This window comes from Marinobacter sp. UBA3607, assembly GCF_002375525.1.
GTDB classification, from domain to species: domain Bacteria; phylum Pseudomonadota; class Gammaproteobacteria; order Pseudomonadales; family Oleiphilaceae; genus Marinobacter; species Marinobacter vinifirmus.
In genome coordinates this window covers 20,722-37,409 of record NZ_DFLY01000004.1, presented here as the reverse complement: position 1 = coordinate 37,409, position 16,688 = coordinate 20,722, and the positions used below count along the sequence as shown (strand labels likewise).

Genomic DNA, 16,688 nt, shown 5'->3' with positions numbered 1-16,688 from the left:
TCGAGTCCCGTCCGCTCCGCCATTTATCTCCTCCCCCTTGTTTTCGATATCCCCTTTTTATTTCCAGCTTTTTCTCAGCTATCTGACCTGATTTGTTTTCGCCGTTCGCCCGGGCTTGTTCCGTGCCAGCGCTGGTATGCCTTGTGAAAGGCCGGCGGGTTGGCAAAGCCCAGCAGCCAGGCAATTTCCGCCAGTGATGTATCGGTTTCCTTCAGGTAATCCTCTGCCAGTTGTTTGCGGGTGTCGTCCAGCAGTTGCCGGAACCCGGTACCCTCGGCGCTCAGTTGCCGTTGCAGGGTCCAGGCCGTGGTGCCCAGCCGGGCCGCCAGTGTTTCCAGCGTAGGTGTTTCACCCCGCAGCAGGGGGGTTAACAGATGGCGCACCCGGTCGGCCACGCTCCAGCCTTTGCGGATTTGCCGCAGCTCCCGTTCACAGACTCCTGACAGCTTCTCGTACATGCCCTCATGGGCCTGGGACGGGCTTTGTCGCCACACGCTTTCCTTGAAGCGGATGGCGTTTTCCCGGGCGCCGAACTCTACCGGGCAGCGAAACCAGCTTTCGAACACGTCGTCCAGGCCAATGGATGGATACTCTATCCATACCTTTTCCAGCACGTCGTAGCGGCCGGTGATATGCCGGGCCAGTTGGGTCCAGGCCGCCAGTATGGAATCCACCACAAAGTAGTTGTACGGGTTGTAGGGCTGGATCGAGTAGAAGCGCACGGTGCGCTGGAATTCATCGACCGAGGGTTCGCCCCGGGAATTCTGGCTGGTGAGCAGGGAATAGCGAATCAGGCTACGGAAGGCCTGGCTGACTGAATTTGCAGTTTCTACGGCCAGCCCGGCCATGCCCGCATCCACCGGCCGGGTCAGGGCGCCCATGCGCAGGCCCAGGGCGGGATTGCCGGTTGCGGTGATGGCAGCATGGCCAAGACGCATAAAGCGGGGGATGCTGATGCGGGCATCAGCCGAGGCCAGTGCGGCATCATCCAGTCGGAACCTGGCTTTCAGTTTGTCGATATTGCCGCCTTCGGCCTCGGTTGCGCGCAGCAGTACTGCCGCATACAGCAGGCTGATATTGCCGAGGGCGTTATGTTTTGGGGTGTTAGCTTCAGGCATATCGGTATTATTGCTGTTATCCAGAGATAATAAAATGTTTGGTTTGGATATTGTTGGCGCCTTCGGTGCTGGGTAGTGTAGGCCCATAACAACGGGAGCCTCGACATCCCGCCTGATAATCCGATGAGGAGCACCGCAATGACCGCAACACCTGGCACCAGCAAGTACCCGCACCTGCTTGAGCCCCTGGACCTGGGCTTTACCAAACTTCGCAACCGTACGCTGATGGGCTCCATGCACACGGGCCTTGAGGAAGTGAAGGGTGGCTTCGACCGGCTGGCGGCATTCTATGCCGAGCGTGCCCGTGGCGGCGCCGGGTTGATTGTGACCGGCGGCATCGGCCCCAACAGCGAAGGCGCGGTGTTCCAGCACGCGGCCAAGATGAGCACCGAGGAAGAGTCTGACAAGCACAAGGTGATCACCCAGGCCGTGCACGAGGCCGATGGCAAGATCTGTATGCAGATCCTGCACGCTGGCCGTTATGCCTATTCTCCGGAGCTGGTAGCGCCCTCTGCCATCCAGGCACCCATCAACCCGTTCAAGCCCAAAGAACTTGATGAAGCGGGTATCCAGAAGCAGATTGACGACTACGTGAACTGTGCCGCCCTGGCCCAGCGCGCCGGCTACGACGGCGTCGAGATTATGGGCTCCGAGGGTTATTTTATTAACCAGTTCATCGTCAAACACACCAACCACCGTACCGACCAGTGGGGTGGCAGCTATGAAAACCGCATTCGCCTGCCGATTGAAATCGTGCGCCGTGTGCGTGAGCGGGTGGGCGAGAACTTCATCATTGTGTACCGCCTGTCCATGCTGGACCTGATCGAAGACGGCAGCACCTGGGAAGAAGTGGTGCAGCTGGCCAAGGAAATCGAAAAAGCCGGCGCCACGATTATCAATACCGGTATCGGCTGGCATGAAGCCCGTGTGCCTACCATTGCCACCTCGGTACCCCGCGGTGCCTTTACCAAGGTAACTGCCCACCTGAAAGGCGAGGTAAGCATTCCGCTGGTAACCACCAACCGGATCAACATGCCGGATGTGGCCGAGAAGATCCTGGCCGAAGGCGATGCCGACATGGTCTCCATGGCCCGGCCGTTCCTGGCGGATGCCGAGCTGGTACTGAAAGCAGCCGAAGACCGTGCCGAGGAAATCAACACCTGCATCGGCTGTAACCAGGCCTGCCTGGACCATACCTTCAGCGGCAAGCTCACCACCTGCCTGGTGAACCCGCGCGCCTGTAACGAAACCCTGCTGACCTATGTGAAAACGGCTCAGCCCAAATCCATCGCGGTGGTGGGTGCCGGCCCGGCAGGCCTCGCCTTTGCCAGCGTAGCCGCAGAGCGTGGCCACAAGGTGACGGTGTTTGATGACGGCAGCGAGATCGGCGGCCAGTTCAACGTGGCCAAGCGGATTCCGGGTAAGGAAGAGTTCTACGAAACCCTGCGTTATTTCCGTGTGATGCTCGACAAGCACGGCGTGGATGTCCGCCTGAACACCCGGGTCAGTGCAGACGACCTGAAAGCCGGTGGCTTCGATGAAGTGGTTATGGCCACCGGTGTCGAGCCCCGCACCCCGGATATCGAAGGTATCGACCATCCGAAGGTGATCGGCTACCTGGATGCCCTGATGGGTCGCAAGCCGGTGGGCCAGCGTGTCGCGGTAATCGGTGCTGGCGGTATCGGCTTTGATGTGTCCGAATTCATCGTGCATCAGGGTGAATCGCCGTCCCTGAACACCGAACACTTTATGAAAGAGTGGGGTGTCGACCTGACCGTGGCGCATCGTGGTGGTATTCAGGGCGTACAGCCGGAAGTACCGGCCCCGGCCCGTGAGGTGTTCCTGCTGCAGCGCAAGGCTTCCAAGGTCGGCAAGAACCTGGGCAAGACCACCGGCTGGATTCACCGTACATCTCTGAAGAACCGCAATGTGCAGATGGTTCCGGGTGTGTCTTACCGCAAGATTGACGACGAAGGCCTGCACATCACGGTTACGCCCAAGGGCGCGGAGCAGGGCGAAGACAAGCTGCTGCCGGTGGATACCATCATCGTGTGTGCCGGCCAGGAGCCGTTGCGCGAACTGCAGGCAGGCCTTGAAGCCGCAGGCCTGCCGGTGCACCTGATTGGTGGTGCCGATGTCGCCGCCGAGCTGGATGCCAAGCGGGCGATTGATCAGGGCAGCCGCCTGGCAGCGGAGATCTGATCACAAATCGTTGCAGTTTTTCTCTGTGTTTTGGGGCCGGTCTGGCTAGACTATGGAAATCCGGCAAGGGGGTACGGAACCCTCAGGCCGGCCCTGTCGTTCGAATAACAAGTTACAAGCATGGAGAAGGTTGATGGTCAGTGCCGCCCAGGCAGCCGAGGGTAACTCAGCTGTCTTCTTGATGGATGGTAGCCAGGTATCCCGGCAGATGCGTTGGTCGGAGTTTGGTGCCTTTCTGGATGGCTATGTTGGGCTTTCGGACCTTGCCGAAACCGATGTGCGCGCCGTGCTGGTCAATCTCAACCCTGACCTGACAGTGGCCTCCCTGGTGTTCTTCCGGATCTGGTTTGACGAAGAAGGCCGCGCAGACAGCAGTTGGAACGTGCCCATCGAAGCGCTGGCGGAAAAGGGTGCCAAGGGCCCCGACCTGGGCGGTGGCGCTATCCGCCTGGTGTGTCGCAGCCAGTGTCCGGACCCTGCTTTTGCCGAGGAACTCTGGGACCCGGATATGACCCCGGGCAGCAACCATTTCCACTCGATTCGCAAGGCTGTTGAAGCCAATACCCTGCATTTCCGCCAGGCCGAGCCGGCAGAAGAGAATATCCCTGTTCTGGTGAATTCGTCGTCTGCAGCCACCGACGAGCGTGTCGATATCGAACGTGCCCGCCTGGCCCAGGTGCTTCGGGAGCAACGGCTGCGCATCAAAACCCTGCAGAGCGTGCACCGGGATGCGGTGTCTGACCTGCAGCGTGACCATCGCCTGGAGATGCAGGCTTTGCGTTCGGAGATGACCGAGCTGGACCAGAAGTACGAACGGCTTCGGGTCAGTAAGGAGCAGCTCAAGAATCGCCTGCAGGAGCGTAATGAGCAATACCTCGCGCTACAGGAGCAGCTGGGTGAAGAGACCCCGGCCGATCCGGACGCAGGGCCCGACGTTGAGGGCGGCAAATCGGATGCCGAAACGGTCCTGCTGAGGGAGCAGCTGGAGCGCAAGGAGCGGGAGCTTGAGCTGCGGGAGGAAAGGCTGGTTGCCCTCGAACAGGAAAACCAGGAGCTCAGAAATCGCGAAGTGCCGGAAGATTCGCTGCTGGAACAGTTGCGAAACCAGGTGGTGTTCCTGGTGGCTTATCACCCGGGTGTCGGCCACATCACACTGCCGTACGATGATATCGAAACCTACTTTGCCAATCCCCAGGCCTACGCCGCTGACCAGTGCGGCATGAATGAGGCCGCCTACCGGGAGTGGCTGGCCCACTATGAAAACCCGGTGTGCAACCATGCTGGTGCCGACGGCAATGCGTGCGGCGAACCGATCATGAGAGTGTCCCAGCCGGCGGATTTCGAGGCCGGCAAAGACGACCGCTGCGAACTGCATAAAGCCTGATCCCGCGAAGTTTTTTCAGTATCCGCCCGAGTTTCGTTAAACTGTGGGTCTGTTCGTCTCATTCAGACACCACGGGATACTTCATGGACCAGTTCAGGAATATCGGGATTATCGGGCGCATGGGCAGCGTCAAGGTAGTTGAGTCGCTGCGCCAGCTGAAACAGTACCTGACCGCAAACAACTACCACGTCATTATCGAAGAAGACACCGCGACCATGATTCCGGGCCATGGCCTGCAGGTGGCCAGCAAGAAGCTCCTGGGTGAAATCTGCGACCTGGTGATTGTGGTCGGTGGTGACGGCAGTTTGCTGGGTGCCGCCCGGGAAATGGCCAAGGCCAAGATTCCGTTGCTGGGCGTTAACCGGGGTCGCCTCGGATTTCTGACCGATATCTCCCCCAACGACCTTGAAGAGCGGCTGGCCCAGGTGCTGGCCGGTGACTACATCGAAGAATCCCGGTTTCTGCTGGACGGCCACGTAGAGCGCAACGGCCAGCCTCTTGGCTATGGCTCTGCCCTGAACGACGTGGTGCTGCACCCGGGCAAGTCTACCCGGATGATCGGCTTCGACCTGTTTATCGACGGCCACTTTGTTTACAGCCAGCGCTCTGACGGCCTGATTGTAGCCACGCCCACCGGTTCGACGGCTTATTCACTGTCTGCCGGCGGTCCGATTATGCATCCCAAGCTGGATGCCGTGGTGCTGGTGCCCATGTTCCCCCATACCCTCAGCAGTCGCCCGATCGTGGTGGATGGCAAGAGCGAGATCAAACTGGTGATCGGCGAGACCAACGAAACCTATCCGCAGATCAGTTTCGATGGCCAGATGAACATTTCCTGTGCGCCGGGTGACATCATTCGCATCACCAAGAAGCCCTTCAAGGTTCGGCTGATTCACCCCACCGACCACAACTTCTACGCCACCTGCCGTGACAAGCTGGGCTGGGCAAGCACGATTACAGCGAGTTGAGTATGGCGGGTTACGACATTATCGGCGACATCCACGGTTGCGCTAACACGCTGCAGCGGCTGCTGGATCAGATGGGCTACCGCAAGGTGAACGGGGTTTACCGGCACCCGAAGCGGCAGGCAATTTTTATTGGTGACATTATCGACCGCGGCCCGCGCATCCGCGAGGCCCTGCACCTGGTGCGGGATATGGTGGAGCATGGCGCTGCCCGTATTGTCATGGGCAACCATGAGTACAATGCGCTGGGTTACTGCACCCGGGCCCGCCCGGGCAGTGGCAAGCAGTTCCTTCGGGAGCACAACCCGCGGCACGACCGGCTGATCAAGGAAACCCTTGAGCAGTTTGATGCGTATCCTCATGAGTGGAATGAATTCCTGGAATGGTTCTATACCATTCCGCTGTTCATCGACGATGAGGATTTCCGGGTGGTGCATGCGTGCTGGGACCAGGACCTGATCGACAAGTTCAGGCAAAACCAGGGCGGAGCCTGCATTGATGAAGACTTCCTGCATGCCTCTGCAGCGATCGAGTCGTTTGCCGGGCAGGTGATGGATACCTTGCTGCGGGGAACCGACCTGCGCTTGCCGGAAGGCATGTCGATTACCGGCAAGGACGGTTATGTACGGGAATTCTTCCGCACCAAGTTCTGGGCCGATGATCCGAAAACCTACGCCGACGTGGTGTTCCAGCCAGACCCGCTGCCCCCGGAAGTGGCCCGTATGGAGCTGACGGATGCCGAGTACCGGCAGCTGATCACCTATCCGCTGGATGCGCCCCCGGTGTTTGTGGGCCATTACTGGATGGATGGCAAGCCGGCGCCGCTGAAGACCAATGTGGCCTGTATCGATTACAGTGCGGTGAAGTACGGCAAGCTGGTGGCGTACCGGATGGACGGCGAAGACGTGCTGTCGAAAGACAAGTTTGTCTGGGTGGATGTAGACCGGCCGGAACAGCCGGATTATCCCACCAGTGAAGACAGTGTGGCACGCTGAGACGGGGAGAGCAGGTGGATAACGAAAGGTCTTACCCGATTACCCCGGACGGCCGCTGGCAGCCCGCGCCCCGCCACGCCCCGTTTGTGATCGCAACCATAGTGATCGCGGTGGTGATGGTGTGGTTTACCGGCATGGGCCAGAACGCCCTGGCGGCAAACCTGATGTTTGTGGATCCCCGGCCATTCAGCTGGGAGGTGTTCAGCTCGCTGGCTGGCCGCCTGGAGGCGCTGTCGGCGTCCCTGGCCAGTGGCCAGGTGTGGCGGCTGATTACCCCGGATTTCCTGCACTTCAGCTGGACCCACATCATCTTCAACTCGGTGATGTTGTGGTTTCTGGGCAGTCAGATTGAGTGGATAGACGGCCGTGCCCGGCTGGCGGTGCTGTTTGTGGTGGCAAGCCTGCTGTCCAATGGCCTGCAGTACCTGGTGTCCGGCCCGCTGTTTGGTGGCTTGTCCGGTGTGGTGTACGGCATTCTGGGTTACTGCTGGATGAGCCAGCGCAGGCGCCCGCGTTTCCAGTTCCCGCCGGCACTGGTGACCTTTGCGCTGGTGTGGATGGTGATCGGCTTTACGCCGTTGCCGGAAATGCTTGGTCTTGGCCGCATGGCCAACGAAGCCCATCTGGGCGGTTTTGTGGCAGGGTTGCTGGTGGCCGCGTTGTCGCCCTTGCGGGGCAAGCGCTGGCGATAAACCAAAAAAAAGCCCCACCGGAAGGTGGGGCATAAAAAGAGCGTTTTAGCTCCTGATGAGAGAGACCAAATGATACGACCGTCTGTCATTTGGTGAATTAATGATAATTGTTATCATTTGCGTCTGTCAAACGGATTTGCCGATTTTTCAATGAACAAATTTTCAGGAGGTGGGCAATGACCTACGAAGAGTTGATCGAGCGGCTGGATCCGAACGTGTACCGCAATCTGAAACAGGCGATTGAGCTGGGCAAGTGGCCGGACGGCCGTGCCATGACCCGTGAGCAGCGGGAAATCAGCCTGGAAGCGGTGATCTATTACGAAGAAAAGCACAAGGTGCCGGAAGAACAGCGTGTCGGCTACCTCGACCGGGGTGAGAAGGCGGGTACCGCCTGTGACCCGTCTGTGCAGTTCCGCAAGGATCGCCAGGGCAACGATGATGTCGATCCGGATCAGTTTGTAGAGGTCAAGGTTTGAGCGACTCCATTGATGTAACCGGCCGTCTTCGCAAGATGCCGGCGGAAGCCGGCGACCCGGTAGCCTATGCCCTGGCGGTGGGTGATGCCCGCATTGCCCTGAACGACCTGATGGGGCGAAAGGTAAGGATCGATTTCGAGGGTGTGATTCGCTGCATCCATTGTGATCGCACCACCAAGAAGAGTTTCAACCAGGGCTTTTGTTACCCCTGCTTCCGCAAGCTGGCGGCTTGCGACAGCTGCATCATGAGCCCGGAAAAATGCCATTTTCACCTGGGCACCTGCCGGGAGCCGGAATGGGGCGAAGCCAATTGCATGGTGGAGCATGTGGTGTACCTGGCCAATTCCAGTGGCCTGAAAGTGGGTATTACCCGGGGCTCGCAAGTGCCTACGCGCTGGATTGACCAGGGCGCGGTGACGGCGATCCCCATGCTGCGGGTTTCCAGCCGGTACCTTTCCGGGCTGGTAGAAGTGGCGTGCAAGAGCCATGTGGCCGATCGCACCAACTGGCGGGCCATGCTCAAGGGCGATGTGCCGGAGCTGGACCTGGCTCAGGAGCGCCAGAGAATCCTGGAGCTGATCGAAGACGACCTGGCGCAATTGCGTGCAGAGCACGGCGAAGACAGCATCCGGATTGTGGACGAGGCCTCACTTGGGCTGGGTTATCCGGTTCAGGTATGGCCGGCGAAAGTGAAAACCCATAATCTGGATAAAACGCCGGAAGTGGAAGGGCTGCTTGAAGGTATCAAAGGGCAGTACCTGATGCTGGACACCGGGGTGATCAATATCCGCAAATTTACCGGCTATGAAGTCCGGTTCCGGGTTCTCGACTGAGCCCGCCATGTCTTTTGTCTGGAGAGTATGAATGCGAACCAACCAGCCACAAACCATTTACCTGAGTGAATACAAGGTTCCTGCGTATCTGGTTGACCACGTGGATCTGCGTTTCGAATTGTTTGAAGACGGCGCCCGGGTGCACAGTACCCTGTCTGTGCGCCGGAATCCTGAGTCGGCAGACTCCGGTGCCCCCCTGTTCCTGCACGGCGACAGCCTGAAGCTGGAGTCGGTGGCGCTGAATGGCTCAGCGCTGGCTGCCGGTGATTTCGAAGACCGTGGCGATGCGCTGATCGTGCCTTCGGTACCGGCGCAATTCGAATTGCAGGTGGTCACCTGGATCGAGCCGCAGAACAATACCCGGCTGGAAGGTTTGTACAAGTCCTCCGGAATGTTCTGTACCCAGTGCGAGGCCGAGGGCTTCCGGTGCATTACCTTCTACCCGGATCGCCCGGATGTGATGGCCCGGTTCCGCACCCGGATTGAAGCCGATAAAGGCGCCTACCCGGTACTGTTGTCTAACGGCAACCCGGTAGAGCAGGGCGAGCTCGAAAACGGCCGCCACTTTGTCACCTGGGAAGACCCGTTCCCCAAGCCGGCTTATCTGTTCGCGCTGGTCGCCGGAGACCTGGTAGAGAAAAAAGACACCTTCACCACTTGTTCCGGCCGTAACATTGACCTGCGCATGTACGTGGAGCCCCGCAACGCGCAGAAGTGCGATTTCGCCATGGACGCCCTCAAGCGCTCCATGCGCTGGGATGAAGACGTCTACGGCCGCGAATACGACCTGGATATCTTCATGATCGTGGCGGTGGATGACTTCAATATGGGGGCCATGGAAAACAAGGGGCTGAATATTTTCAATTCGTCCTGCGTGCTGGCCAGCCAGGACACGGCGACCGACGCCACCTTTCAGCGCATCGAAGCCATTGTCGCCCACGAGTATTTCCACAACTGGTCCGGCAACCGGGTTACCTGCAGGGACTGGTTCCAGCTGAGCCTGAAAGAGGGCTTTACGGTATTCCGGGATTCTCAGTTCTCGGCCGATATGGGTTCGCCCACGGTCAAGCGCATTGAAGACGTTACCCTGTTGCGCACCGCACAGTTCGCGGAAGATGCCGGCCCCATGGCCCATCCGGTGCGGCCCGCGTCTTACATGGAGATCTCCAACTTCTACACCCTGACCATCTACGAGAAAGGGGCGGAAGTGGTACGGATGATTCACAACCTGCTTGGCGACGAACTGTTCCGCAAGGGCAGTGATCTGTACTTCGAGCGCCACGATGGCCAGGCGGTGACCACGGATGATTTCGTCAAGGCCATGGAAGATGCCTCCGGCCGCGACCTGAGCCAGTTCCGGTTGTGGTACGAGCAGGCGGGCACGCCGGTGGTTAGCGTGGAAGACGACTACGATGCAGACAAGGGCGTGTATGGCCTGACCATCCGCCAGAACATTCCCGACACGCCGGGGCAGACCGGCAAGAAGCCTCAGCACATTCCGTTCGCCATGGGCCTGCTCGACAGCAAAGGCCAGCCGTTGCCGCTGAATATCAGCGCTGGCGAACAGGACGGCCCGCTGGAGCGGGTGCTGGAGCTGACTGAGGCCGAGCACCGTTTCGAATTCCATGGCCTGGCTGAACGGCCGGTGCCGTCCCTGCTGCGGGATTTCTCGGCGCCGGTGCGGGTGCAGTATCCGTGGAGCCGGGAACAGCTGTTGTTCCTGATGAGCCACGATCCGGACGGCTTCAATCGTTGGGATGCGGGCCAGCGCCTGGCCGTGGATGTTATCCAGTCTCTGGTGGGTACGCCGGAGCAGGCCGAGGTTGAGCCGCGGCTGGCGGATGCCTACCGTAAATTGCTGAACGATGCCTCTCTGGACCAGGCGCTGGTGGCCAAGATGCTGTTGCTGCCGTCGGAAGCCTACCTGGTAGAACTGGCGGAGCAGGCCGATGTGCCGGCTATCCACGCGGCCCGGGAGCGGGTGTTGAAGCACCTGGCACAAGAGCTGAAAGATGACCTGCTGGCCTGTTACCAGCGCAACCGGGAGCAGGGCGATTACCAGCTGGGCCCGGATGCCATTGCCCGTCGCAGCCTGTGTAATACGGCACTGGGCTGGTTGATGAGTATTGACGATGAGCGGGCCCGGGAGCTGGCGTTAGAGCAGTCCCGCAGTGCAGACAACATGACGGATCGCCTGGGTGCCCTGCGGGCGCTGGTCAATTCCGGCTTTGCAGCAGATCGTGAGCAGGCCCTCGAGAGCTTCTACCAGCGCTTCAGCGATGATCCGCAGGTGGTGGAGCTCTGGTTCTCGGTACAGGCGTCCAGCGGCCAGGCCGGCCAGCTGCCACACATCCTGCAGCTGCTGGAGCATCCGGCCTTTGACTGGAAAAACCCGAACAAGGTGCGCTCCGTAGTGGGTGTATTTGCCGGCCAGAACCTGGCGGCGTTCCATAATCCTGATGGCAGTGGCTATCAATTCCTGGCCGGGCAGGTTTGCCGCCTGGATGACAGCAACCCGCAGATTGCCTCCCGCCTGGTAACGCCGTTAACGCGCTGGCGGAAGTTCGCACCTGCCTACTCCAGCCAGATGAAAGCGGCACTGGAAGGCATCCGGGACAAAGATAACCTGTCCCGTGACCTGTACGAAGTTGTGCATAAGAGCCTGGCAGGCTGACCTGCTGGCGGGGCCCGAGCCAGGCGCACGGGCCCGCGCTGGCTGTGTATCGTTTTGTGTTTTTTCAACCGTCGTCACAGCCTGATACAAAATCGCACTTTCGGTCGATAGACAATGTTGCTCAATCGGCTAATCTGTTGGAAAGTCTGCGATTGCATCAGACCATAACAATAAAGCCCGACAGAGGCTTCCAGACGGAAAGGTTGCACAATGAGATACAACAAAAACGTTCTTTTGGGTGGGCTGCTGGCAGCTTCCTTCGCCGCATCCCCCGTTTACGCGGCTGTGTCTGCTTCAGAAGCAGCGCGGCTGGGTAATGACCTGACCCCTTTCGGTTCGGTCAAGGCCGGAAACGCCGATGGCACCATCCCCGCGTGGGACGGCGGCCTGACAGAACCCCCGGCCGGCTATCAGGGCAGTGGCCAACACCATATCAACCCGTTTCCGAATGACCAGGTGCTGTTCACCATCAATGCGTCCAACATGGACCAGTACAGCGAGCACCTGACCGATGGCCAGAAGGCCATGTTTGAAACCTACCCGACGACCTTCCAGATTCCGGTTTACCAGTCCCGCCGTACCCATGCGGTTCCTGACTGGGTTGCCGAGAACACCCGCAAGAACGCAGTGAATGCGGAAGTGGTTGGTGAGGCTGAAGGCCTTGATGGCGCCTTCGGGGGCTATCCTTTTCCGATCCTTCATGGCAATAACGAAGAAAAAGCCTGGCAGGTGATCTGGAACCACCTGACCCGCTGGCGCGGTATATCCCTGACCCGTCGTTCCAGTGAAGTTGCCGTGCAGCCCAACGGGGATTACGGCCTGGTGACGTCCCAGCAGGAAGCCTTTTTCAACTTCTACAGTCCTGAAGGCAGCGAGAAAGACCTCGATAACATCATTTTCTACTACCTGTCTTTCACCCAGTCTCCGCCCCGCCTTGCCGGTGGTGCGATCCTGGTTCATGAAACCCTGAACCAGATTGTCAGCCCCCGTAATGGCTGGGGTTATAACGCCGGTCAGCGCCGTGTGCGCCGGGCACCCAACCTGGGTTACGACTCCCCGATCGCGGCGGCCGATAACCTGCGGACGGCCGACGACACCGATATTTTTAACGGTGCCATGGATCGCTATAACTGGAATTACGAAGGTATGCGGGAAATCTACGTTCCCTACAACAACTACAAGATTGGTGAAAAGGGCACTCCGTATTCCGAGATTCTGGGTATTTCCCACCTGAATCCTGACCTTACCCGCTGGGAATTGCACCGGGTGCACGTGGTTCAAGCCACCCTCAAGGATGGTGAACGCCACATCTACGCCAAGCGTCGTTTCTATGTCGATGCCGACAGCTGGAACACTCTGCTGCTCGACCAGTACGACGGCCGTGGTGAGCTCTGGCGCGTAACCATGGGTATCGCTAAGAACTATTACGACATGCCGGGTGTGTGGACAGCACTGGACGTGTACCACGACCTGCAGGCCCGTCGTTACCATGTTCTGGGCCTGGATACCGAAGAACCCAACACCCGAGTGTTCACTGACGACGTGCCCAGCAAGCGTTACTTCTCGCCGGCTTCCCTGCGCAGACGAAGTGTACGCTGAGTTTTGGCGCGGGCTCAGGCCCGGGCCGGCAGCTTTCTGATCTAACCAACGTAAAGGCAATCTGAATGGCTAATAGGTTCATGTGCGAGACACTGGGTTCTGCCTGTCTTGGTCTGTCCATGGCATTGGCAGCACCTGCGGCGTTTGCGCTGACAGATATCATCGAGACCCCGGCTTTAATGTCGGACCTGGCTCCGGAATCCCTGCTCAACGATGCCACCCGTGCGGGTGACCGCATTGTTGCCGTTGGCGAGCGCGGGCATGTGATTTACTCCGATGATGAAGGGCAAACCTGGACCCAGGCCGAGGTGCCTGTATCGGTGACACTGAACGCCGTGGATTTTGGCAGCGACAGCAGCGGCTGGGTTGTTGGCCACAGTGGTGTGGTGCTGCATTCCGGGGATGCCGGGGCTACCTGGCAGCTGCAGTTCGATGGCCTGCAGGCGGCTGAGCTGGTGATCGAAAGCCGGGAAGAGCAGATTGCTGCGATGGAAGAGCGTATCGAACAGGCTCCGGAAGCCGAAAAGGGCGACCTGGAATGGGCGCTGGATGACCTGTTCTTTGCCCTGGAGAACGTGCAGGCAGACATGGAAATCGGCCCGGTTAACCCGTTACTGGATGTGTGGTTTGAAAACGACCAGCACGGCTTCGTGGTGGGTGCCTACGGCATGGTCCTGCGCACGCAGGATGGAGGTGAAACCTGGGAAGACTGGGGCCCGCAGCTCAGTAACCCGCAGAACTTCCATTTGAACAGCGTGGCCCGGGTAACCGGTGGTGCGCTGGTGATCGTGGGCGAAGCCGGCCAGGTGCATGTATCCGTCGATAACGGTGATACCTGGGAGCGGCGCGAGAGCCCCTACGATGGCTCACTGTTTGGCGTGATGGGTACCGGCAAGGTGAATGAAGTGCTGGCCTTCGGTCTTCGCGGCAACACCATGTTATCGACGGATCTCGGCCGCAGCTGGACCATGGTTGCTAACGAAGGCGGCACCACCCTGAACAACGGTTCGGTTGCAGACGATGGCCGGGTCACCCTGGTGGGTAACAGCGGCGCGGTGCTGATGAGCAGCAACGGTGGTGAAAGTTTCCGCGCGCACTTCCGGAACGACCGGGAGGGTGTCATGGGTGTGGTTCCACTGAGCGGAACCAATCTTCTTCTGGTAGGCGAGGGCGGTGTGATGATCACCGATTCCCGCGGCCGGGACCTGTAATAGCGCCCTGGTGTGGCATCAACGGATTTAATGGATAGAGGGGTTTTTTAATGTCTGACCCGATGCATGACAGGGGTGAACATTACCTGACAACGCCCAAGGCGGAGCCGTTCCTTGAGCGTTTGATTTTTAATAACCGGGCGCTGATTCTTATCGCGTTCTTTGTGCTGACGCTGTTCCTCGGCTACAACGCCGTGAAGATCCAGCCAGACGCCAGCTTCGAGCGGATGATTCCGCTCGAGCATCCGTACATTGTGAATATGCTCGAACACCGGGACGACCTGGAAAACCTGGGTAACTTCGTGCGTATTGCGGTTGCGGTGGAAGACGGCGACATTTTTACCGCCGAATACATGGAAACCCTGAAGCAGATTACCGACGAGATGTTCTACCTGAACGGTGTTGACCGTTCCGGCCTGAAGTCTCTCTGGACCTCCAACGTGCGTTGGGTGGAAGTGACCGAGCAGGGCTTCCAGGGTGGTACCGTGATTCCGGACACTTACGACGGCACTCGCGAGAGTCTTGAGCAGTTGCGCCAGAACGTACTGCGTTCGAACGAAGTAGGCCGCCTGATTTCAGACAACTTCCGTTCCACGATTGTGTACGCGCCGCTGTACGAGACCAACCCGGAAACCGGCGAGCCGCTGGATTACGCCGCGTTCTCCAAAGAGCTGGAAGAAAAGATTCGCAGCAAATACCAGGAGCAGAACCCGGAAATCAGCATCCACATCGTTGGCTTTGCCAAGAAAGTGGGCGACCTGATTGAAGGTATCGGTTCCATTGCCTGGTTTGCCGGCATCACCATTCTGCTGACCACGTTGCTGCTGTTCTGGTATTCCCGCTGCATCGCCGGCACGCTGATCCCGGTGCTGACCTCCATCATCGCTGTGTTCTGGCAGCTGGGTACTCTCCGGCTTCTGGGCTATGGACTGGACCCGTACTCGGTGCTGGTGCCGTTCCTGGTGTTTGCGATCGGTATCAGCCACGGCGTACAGATTGTTAACGCCATGGCTGTGGAAGCGGCCAAGGGCTTTGATGCTGTCACTGCAGCCCGCCTGGCATTCCGTGCCCTGTATATCCCGGGCATGCTGGCGTTGATTTCCGATGCCATGGGCTTCCTGACCCTGGTGTTCATCGAAATCGACGTTATCCGTGACCTCGCCGTTGCTGCCGGCCTGGGTGTGGCGTTTGTGATTATCACCAACCTGGTGTTGCATGTTCTGATCATGTCTTATATCGGCATCTCCAAAGGCGGTGTCCGGCACGTACAGAATCATGGTGAAAAGCAGGATCGCAAGTGGCGGGTCATGTCCTATTTCGCCCATCCGGGGGTTGCGCCGATTTCCCTGCTGATTGCAGTGATTGGCCTGGGTCTTGGCATGTACTACAAGCAGGATCTGAAAGTAGGTGACCTGGACCAGGGTGCGCCGGAGTTGCGTGCAGATTCCCGCTACAACAAGGACAACGCCTACATCATCAACAACTACTCCACCAGTGCCGATGTATTGGTGGTGATGGTGAAAACCCCGGAAGAGCAGTGCACCCAGTACAACGTGCTGCGCGCCATGGACAGCCTTCAGTGGCAGCTGCAGAACACCCCGGGTGTACAGAGCTCTGCTTCCCTGGCTGATGTCTCCAAGCTGGTGACCAAGGCCCTCAACGAGGGTAACTGGAAGTGGTATGAGATTTCCCGCAACCAGACCATCATCAATGCGTCTATCCGGGACGCGCCGGCCGGCCTGATCAACACCAGTTGCGACCTGACTCCGGTGCTGGTGTTCCTGGAAGATCACAAGGCGGAAACCCTGGAAACCGTGGTCGAGCGCGTTGAAGCCTTCGCCCAGACCAACAGCAACGAAGAGCACACCTTCCTGCTGGCGGCCGGTAACGCAGGTATCGAGGCGGCCACCAACGAGGTAATTTCCAGCGCCAAGGATATGATGCTGATGCTGGTTTACGGTGTTGTGAGCTTGCTGTGCTTCCTGACCTTCCGTTCACTTCGTGCGGTGGCCTGTATCGTAATTCCGCTGGGCCTGACCTCCATTCTGTGTGAGGCGATCATGGCGGTGTCCGGTATCGGTATCAAGGTAGCGACCTTGCCGGTAATCGCGCTGGGCGTGGGTATCGGTGTCGACTACGGTATCTACATCTACGCCAAGCTCGAGAAGTTCCTGCTGGAAGGCAAGACGCTGCAGGAGGCTTACTACGAAACCCTTCGCTCCACCGGTAAGGCCGTTATCTTCACCGGCGTGACCCTGGGCCTTGGTGTAGTGACCTGGATCTTCTCGCCGATCAAGTTCCAGGCGGATATGGGCTTCCTGCTGTTCTTCATGTTCCTGTGGAATATGGTGGGAGCGATCTGGCTGCTGCCAGCACTGGCCCGGTTCCTGCTGAGACCGGACAAAATGCTGGCGAAAGCCCGCGCAGCCAAGTCTTAATGATTGGCTAAAGCCCCGAAAGCCCGCGTAAGCGGGCTTTTTTCTCGAATACTCAGCTGGTTAGCGAACTAATCCTTTCTTTATTTATCGCCCGAAGTGTT

Annotated in this window: 12 protein-coding genes; 11 read left to right on the top strand and 1 reads right to left on the bottom strand. The window is 58.9% G+C overall.

The features are described from left to right. Positions 1–74: 74 nt before the first annotated feature. A complete protein-coding gene (locus tag B2589_RS00935) occupies positions 75–1,118 on the bottom strand; it encodes an AraC family transcriptional regulator (RefSeq protein ID WP_286815323.1) in 1,044 nt (347 codons plus the stop codon). Between the two features lie 138 nt (positions 1,119–1,256). On the opposite strand from B2589_RS00935, the gene B2589_RS00930 reads away from it, so the two are divergent. From B2589_RS00930 to B2589_RS00880, 11 genes are all read left to right on the top strand, one after another. Beyond that, a complete protein-coding gene (locus B2589_RS00930; protein WP_022989388.1) occupies positions 1,257–3,320 on the top strand; it encodes an NADPH-dependent 2,4-dienoyl-CoA reductase in 2,064 nt (687 codons plus the stop codon). Positions 3,321–3,453: 133 nt separating this feature from the next. After that, positions 3,454–4,704, top strand: a complete 1,251-nt coding sequence (locus B2589_RS00925; protein ID WP_286815322.1) for a DNA repair protein — start codon at positions 3,454–3,456, stop codon at positions 4,702–4,704. 83 nt (positions 4,705–4,787) lie between these two features. Further along, positions 4,788–5,672, top strand: coding sequence for an NAD(+) kinase (locus B2589_RS00920; RefSeq protein ID WP_022989386.1), 885 nt, complete (start codon positions 4,788–4,790; stop codon positions 5,670–5,672). Between the two features lie 2 nt (positions 5,673–5,674). Beyond that, on the top strand, positions 5,675–6,664 hold the full coding sequence (locus tag B2589_RS00915; protein ID WP_058341169.1) for a metallophosphoesterase: 990 nt from the start codon (positions 5,675–5,677) through the stop codon (positions 6,662–6,664). Beyond that, complete coding sequence (locus B2589_RS00910) at positions 6,661–7,356, top strand: rhomboid family intramembrane serine protease (RefSeq protein WP_082640983.1); 696 nt, start codon at positions 6,661–6,663, stop codon at positions 7,354–7,356. Before B2589_RS00915 ends, B2589_RS00910 begins: the two co-directional genes overlap by 4 nt. 176 nt (positions 7,357–7,532) lie before the next feature. Continuing rightward, complete coding sequence (locus tag B2589_RS00905; protein WP_022989383.1) at positions 7,533–7,832, top strand: YeaC family protein; 300 nt, start codon at positions 7,533–7,535, stop codon at positions 7,830–7,832. Further along, positions 7,829–8,665, top strand: a complete 837-nt coding sequence (locus B2589_RS00900) for a DUF2797 domain-containing protein (RefSeq protein WP_232902198.1) — start codon at positions 7,829–7,831, stop codon at positions 8,663–8,665. Before B2589_RS00905 ends, B2589_RS00900 begins: the two co-directional genes overlap by 4 nt. Positions 8,666–8,696: 31 nt before the next feature. Then, positions 8,697–11,339, top strand: coding sequence for an aminopeptidase N (gene pepN, locus B2589_RS00895; protein WP_286815321.1), 2,643 nt, complete (start codon positions 8,697–8,699; stop codon positions 11,337–11,339). Between the two features lie 210 nt (positions 11,340–11,549). Continuing rightward, the gene (locus B2589_RS00890; protein ID WP_286815320.1) at positions 11,550–12,938 is read left to right on the top strand and encodes a DUF1329 domain-containing protein; all 1,389 of its coding nucleotides are present in this window, start codon (positions 11,550–11,552) and stop codon (positions 12,936–12,938) included. Positions 12,939–13,003: 65 nt separating this feature from the next. Then, complete coding sequence (locus tag B2589_RS00885; protein ID WP_232902196.1) at positions 13,004–14,149, top strand: WD40/YVTN/BNR-like repeat-containing protein; 1,146 nt, start codon at positions 13,004–13,006, stop codon at positions 14,147–14,149. A 50-nt stretch (positions 14,150–14,199) separates the two neighbouring features. Beyond that, positions 14,200–16,587 carry an efflux RND transporter permease subunit gene (locus B2589_RS00880; RefSeq protein ID WP_286815319.1) on the top strand — a complete coding sequence of 796 codons (2,388 nt, stop codon included), beginning with the start codon at positions 14,200–14,202 and terminating at the stop codon, positions 16,585–16,587. The last annotated feature ends 101 nt before the right edge of the window (positions 16,588–16,688 follow it).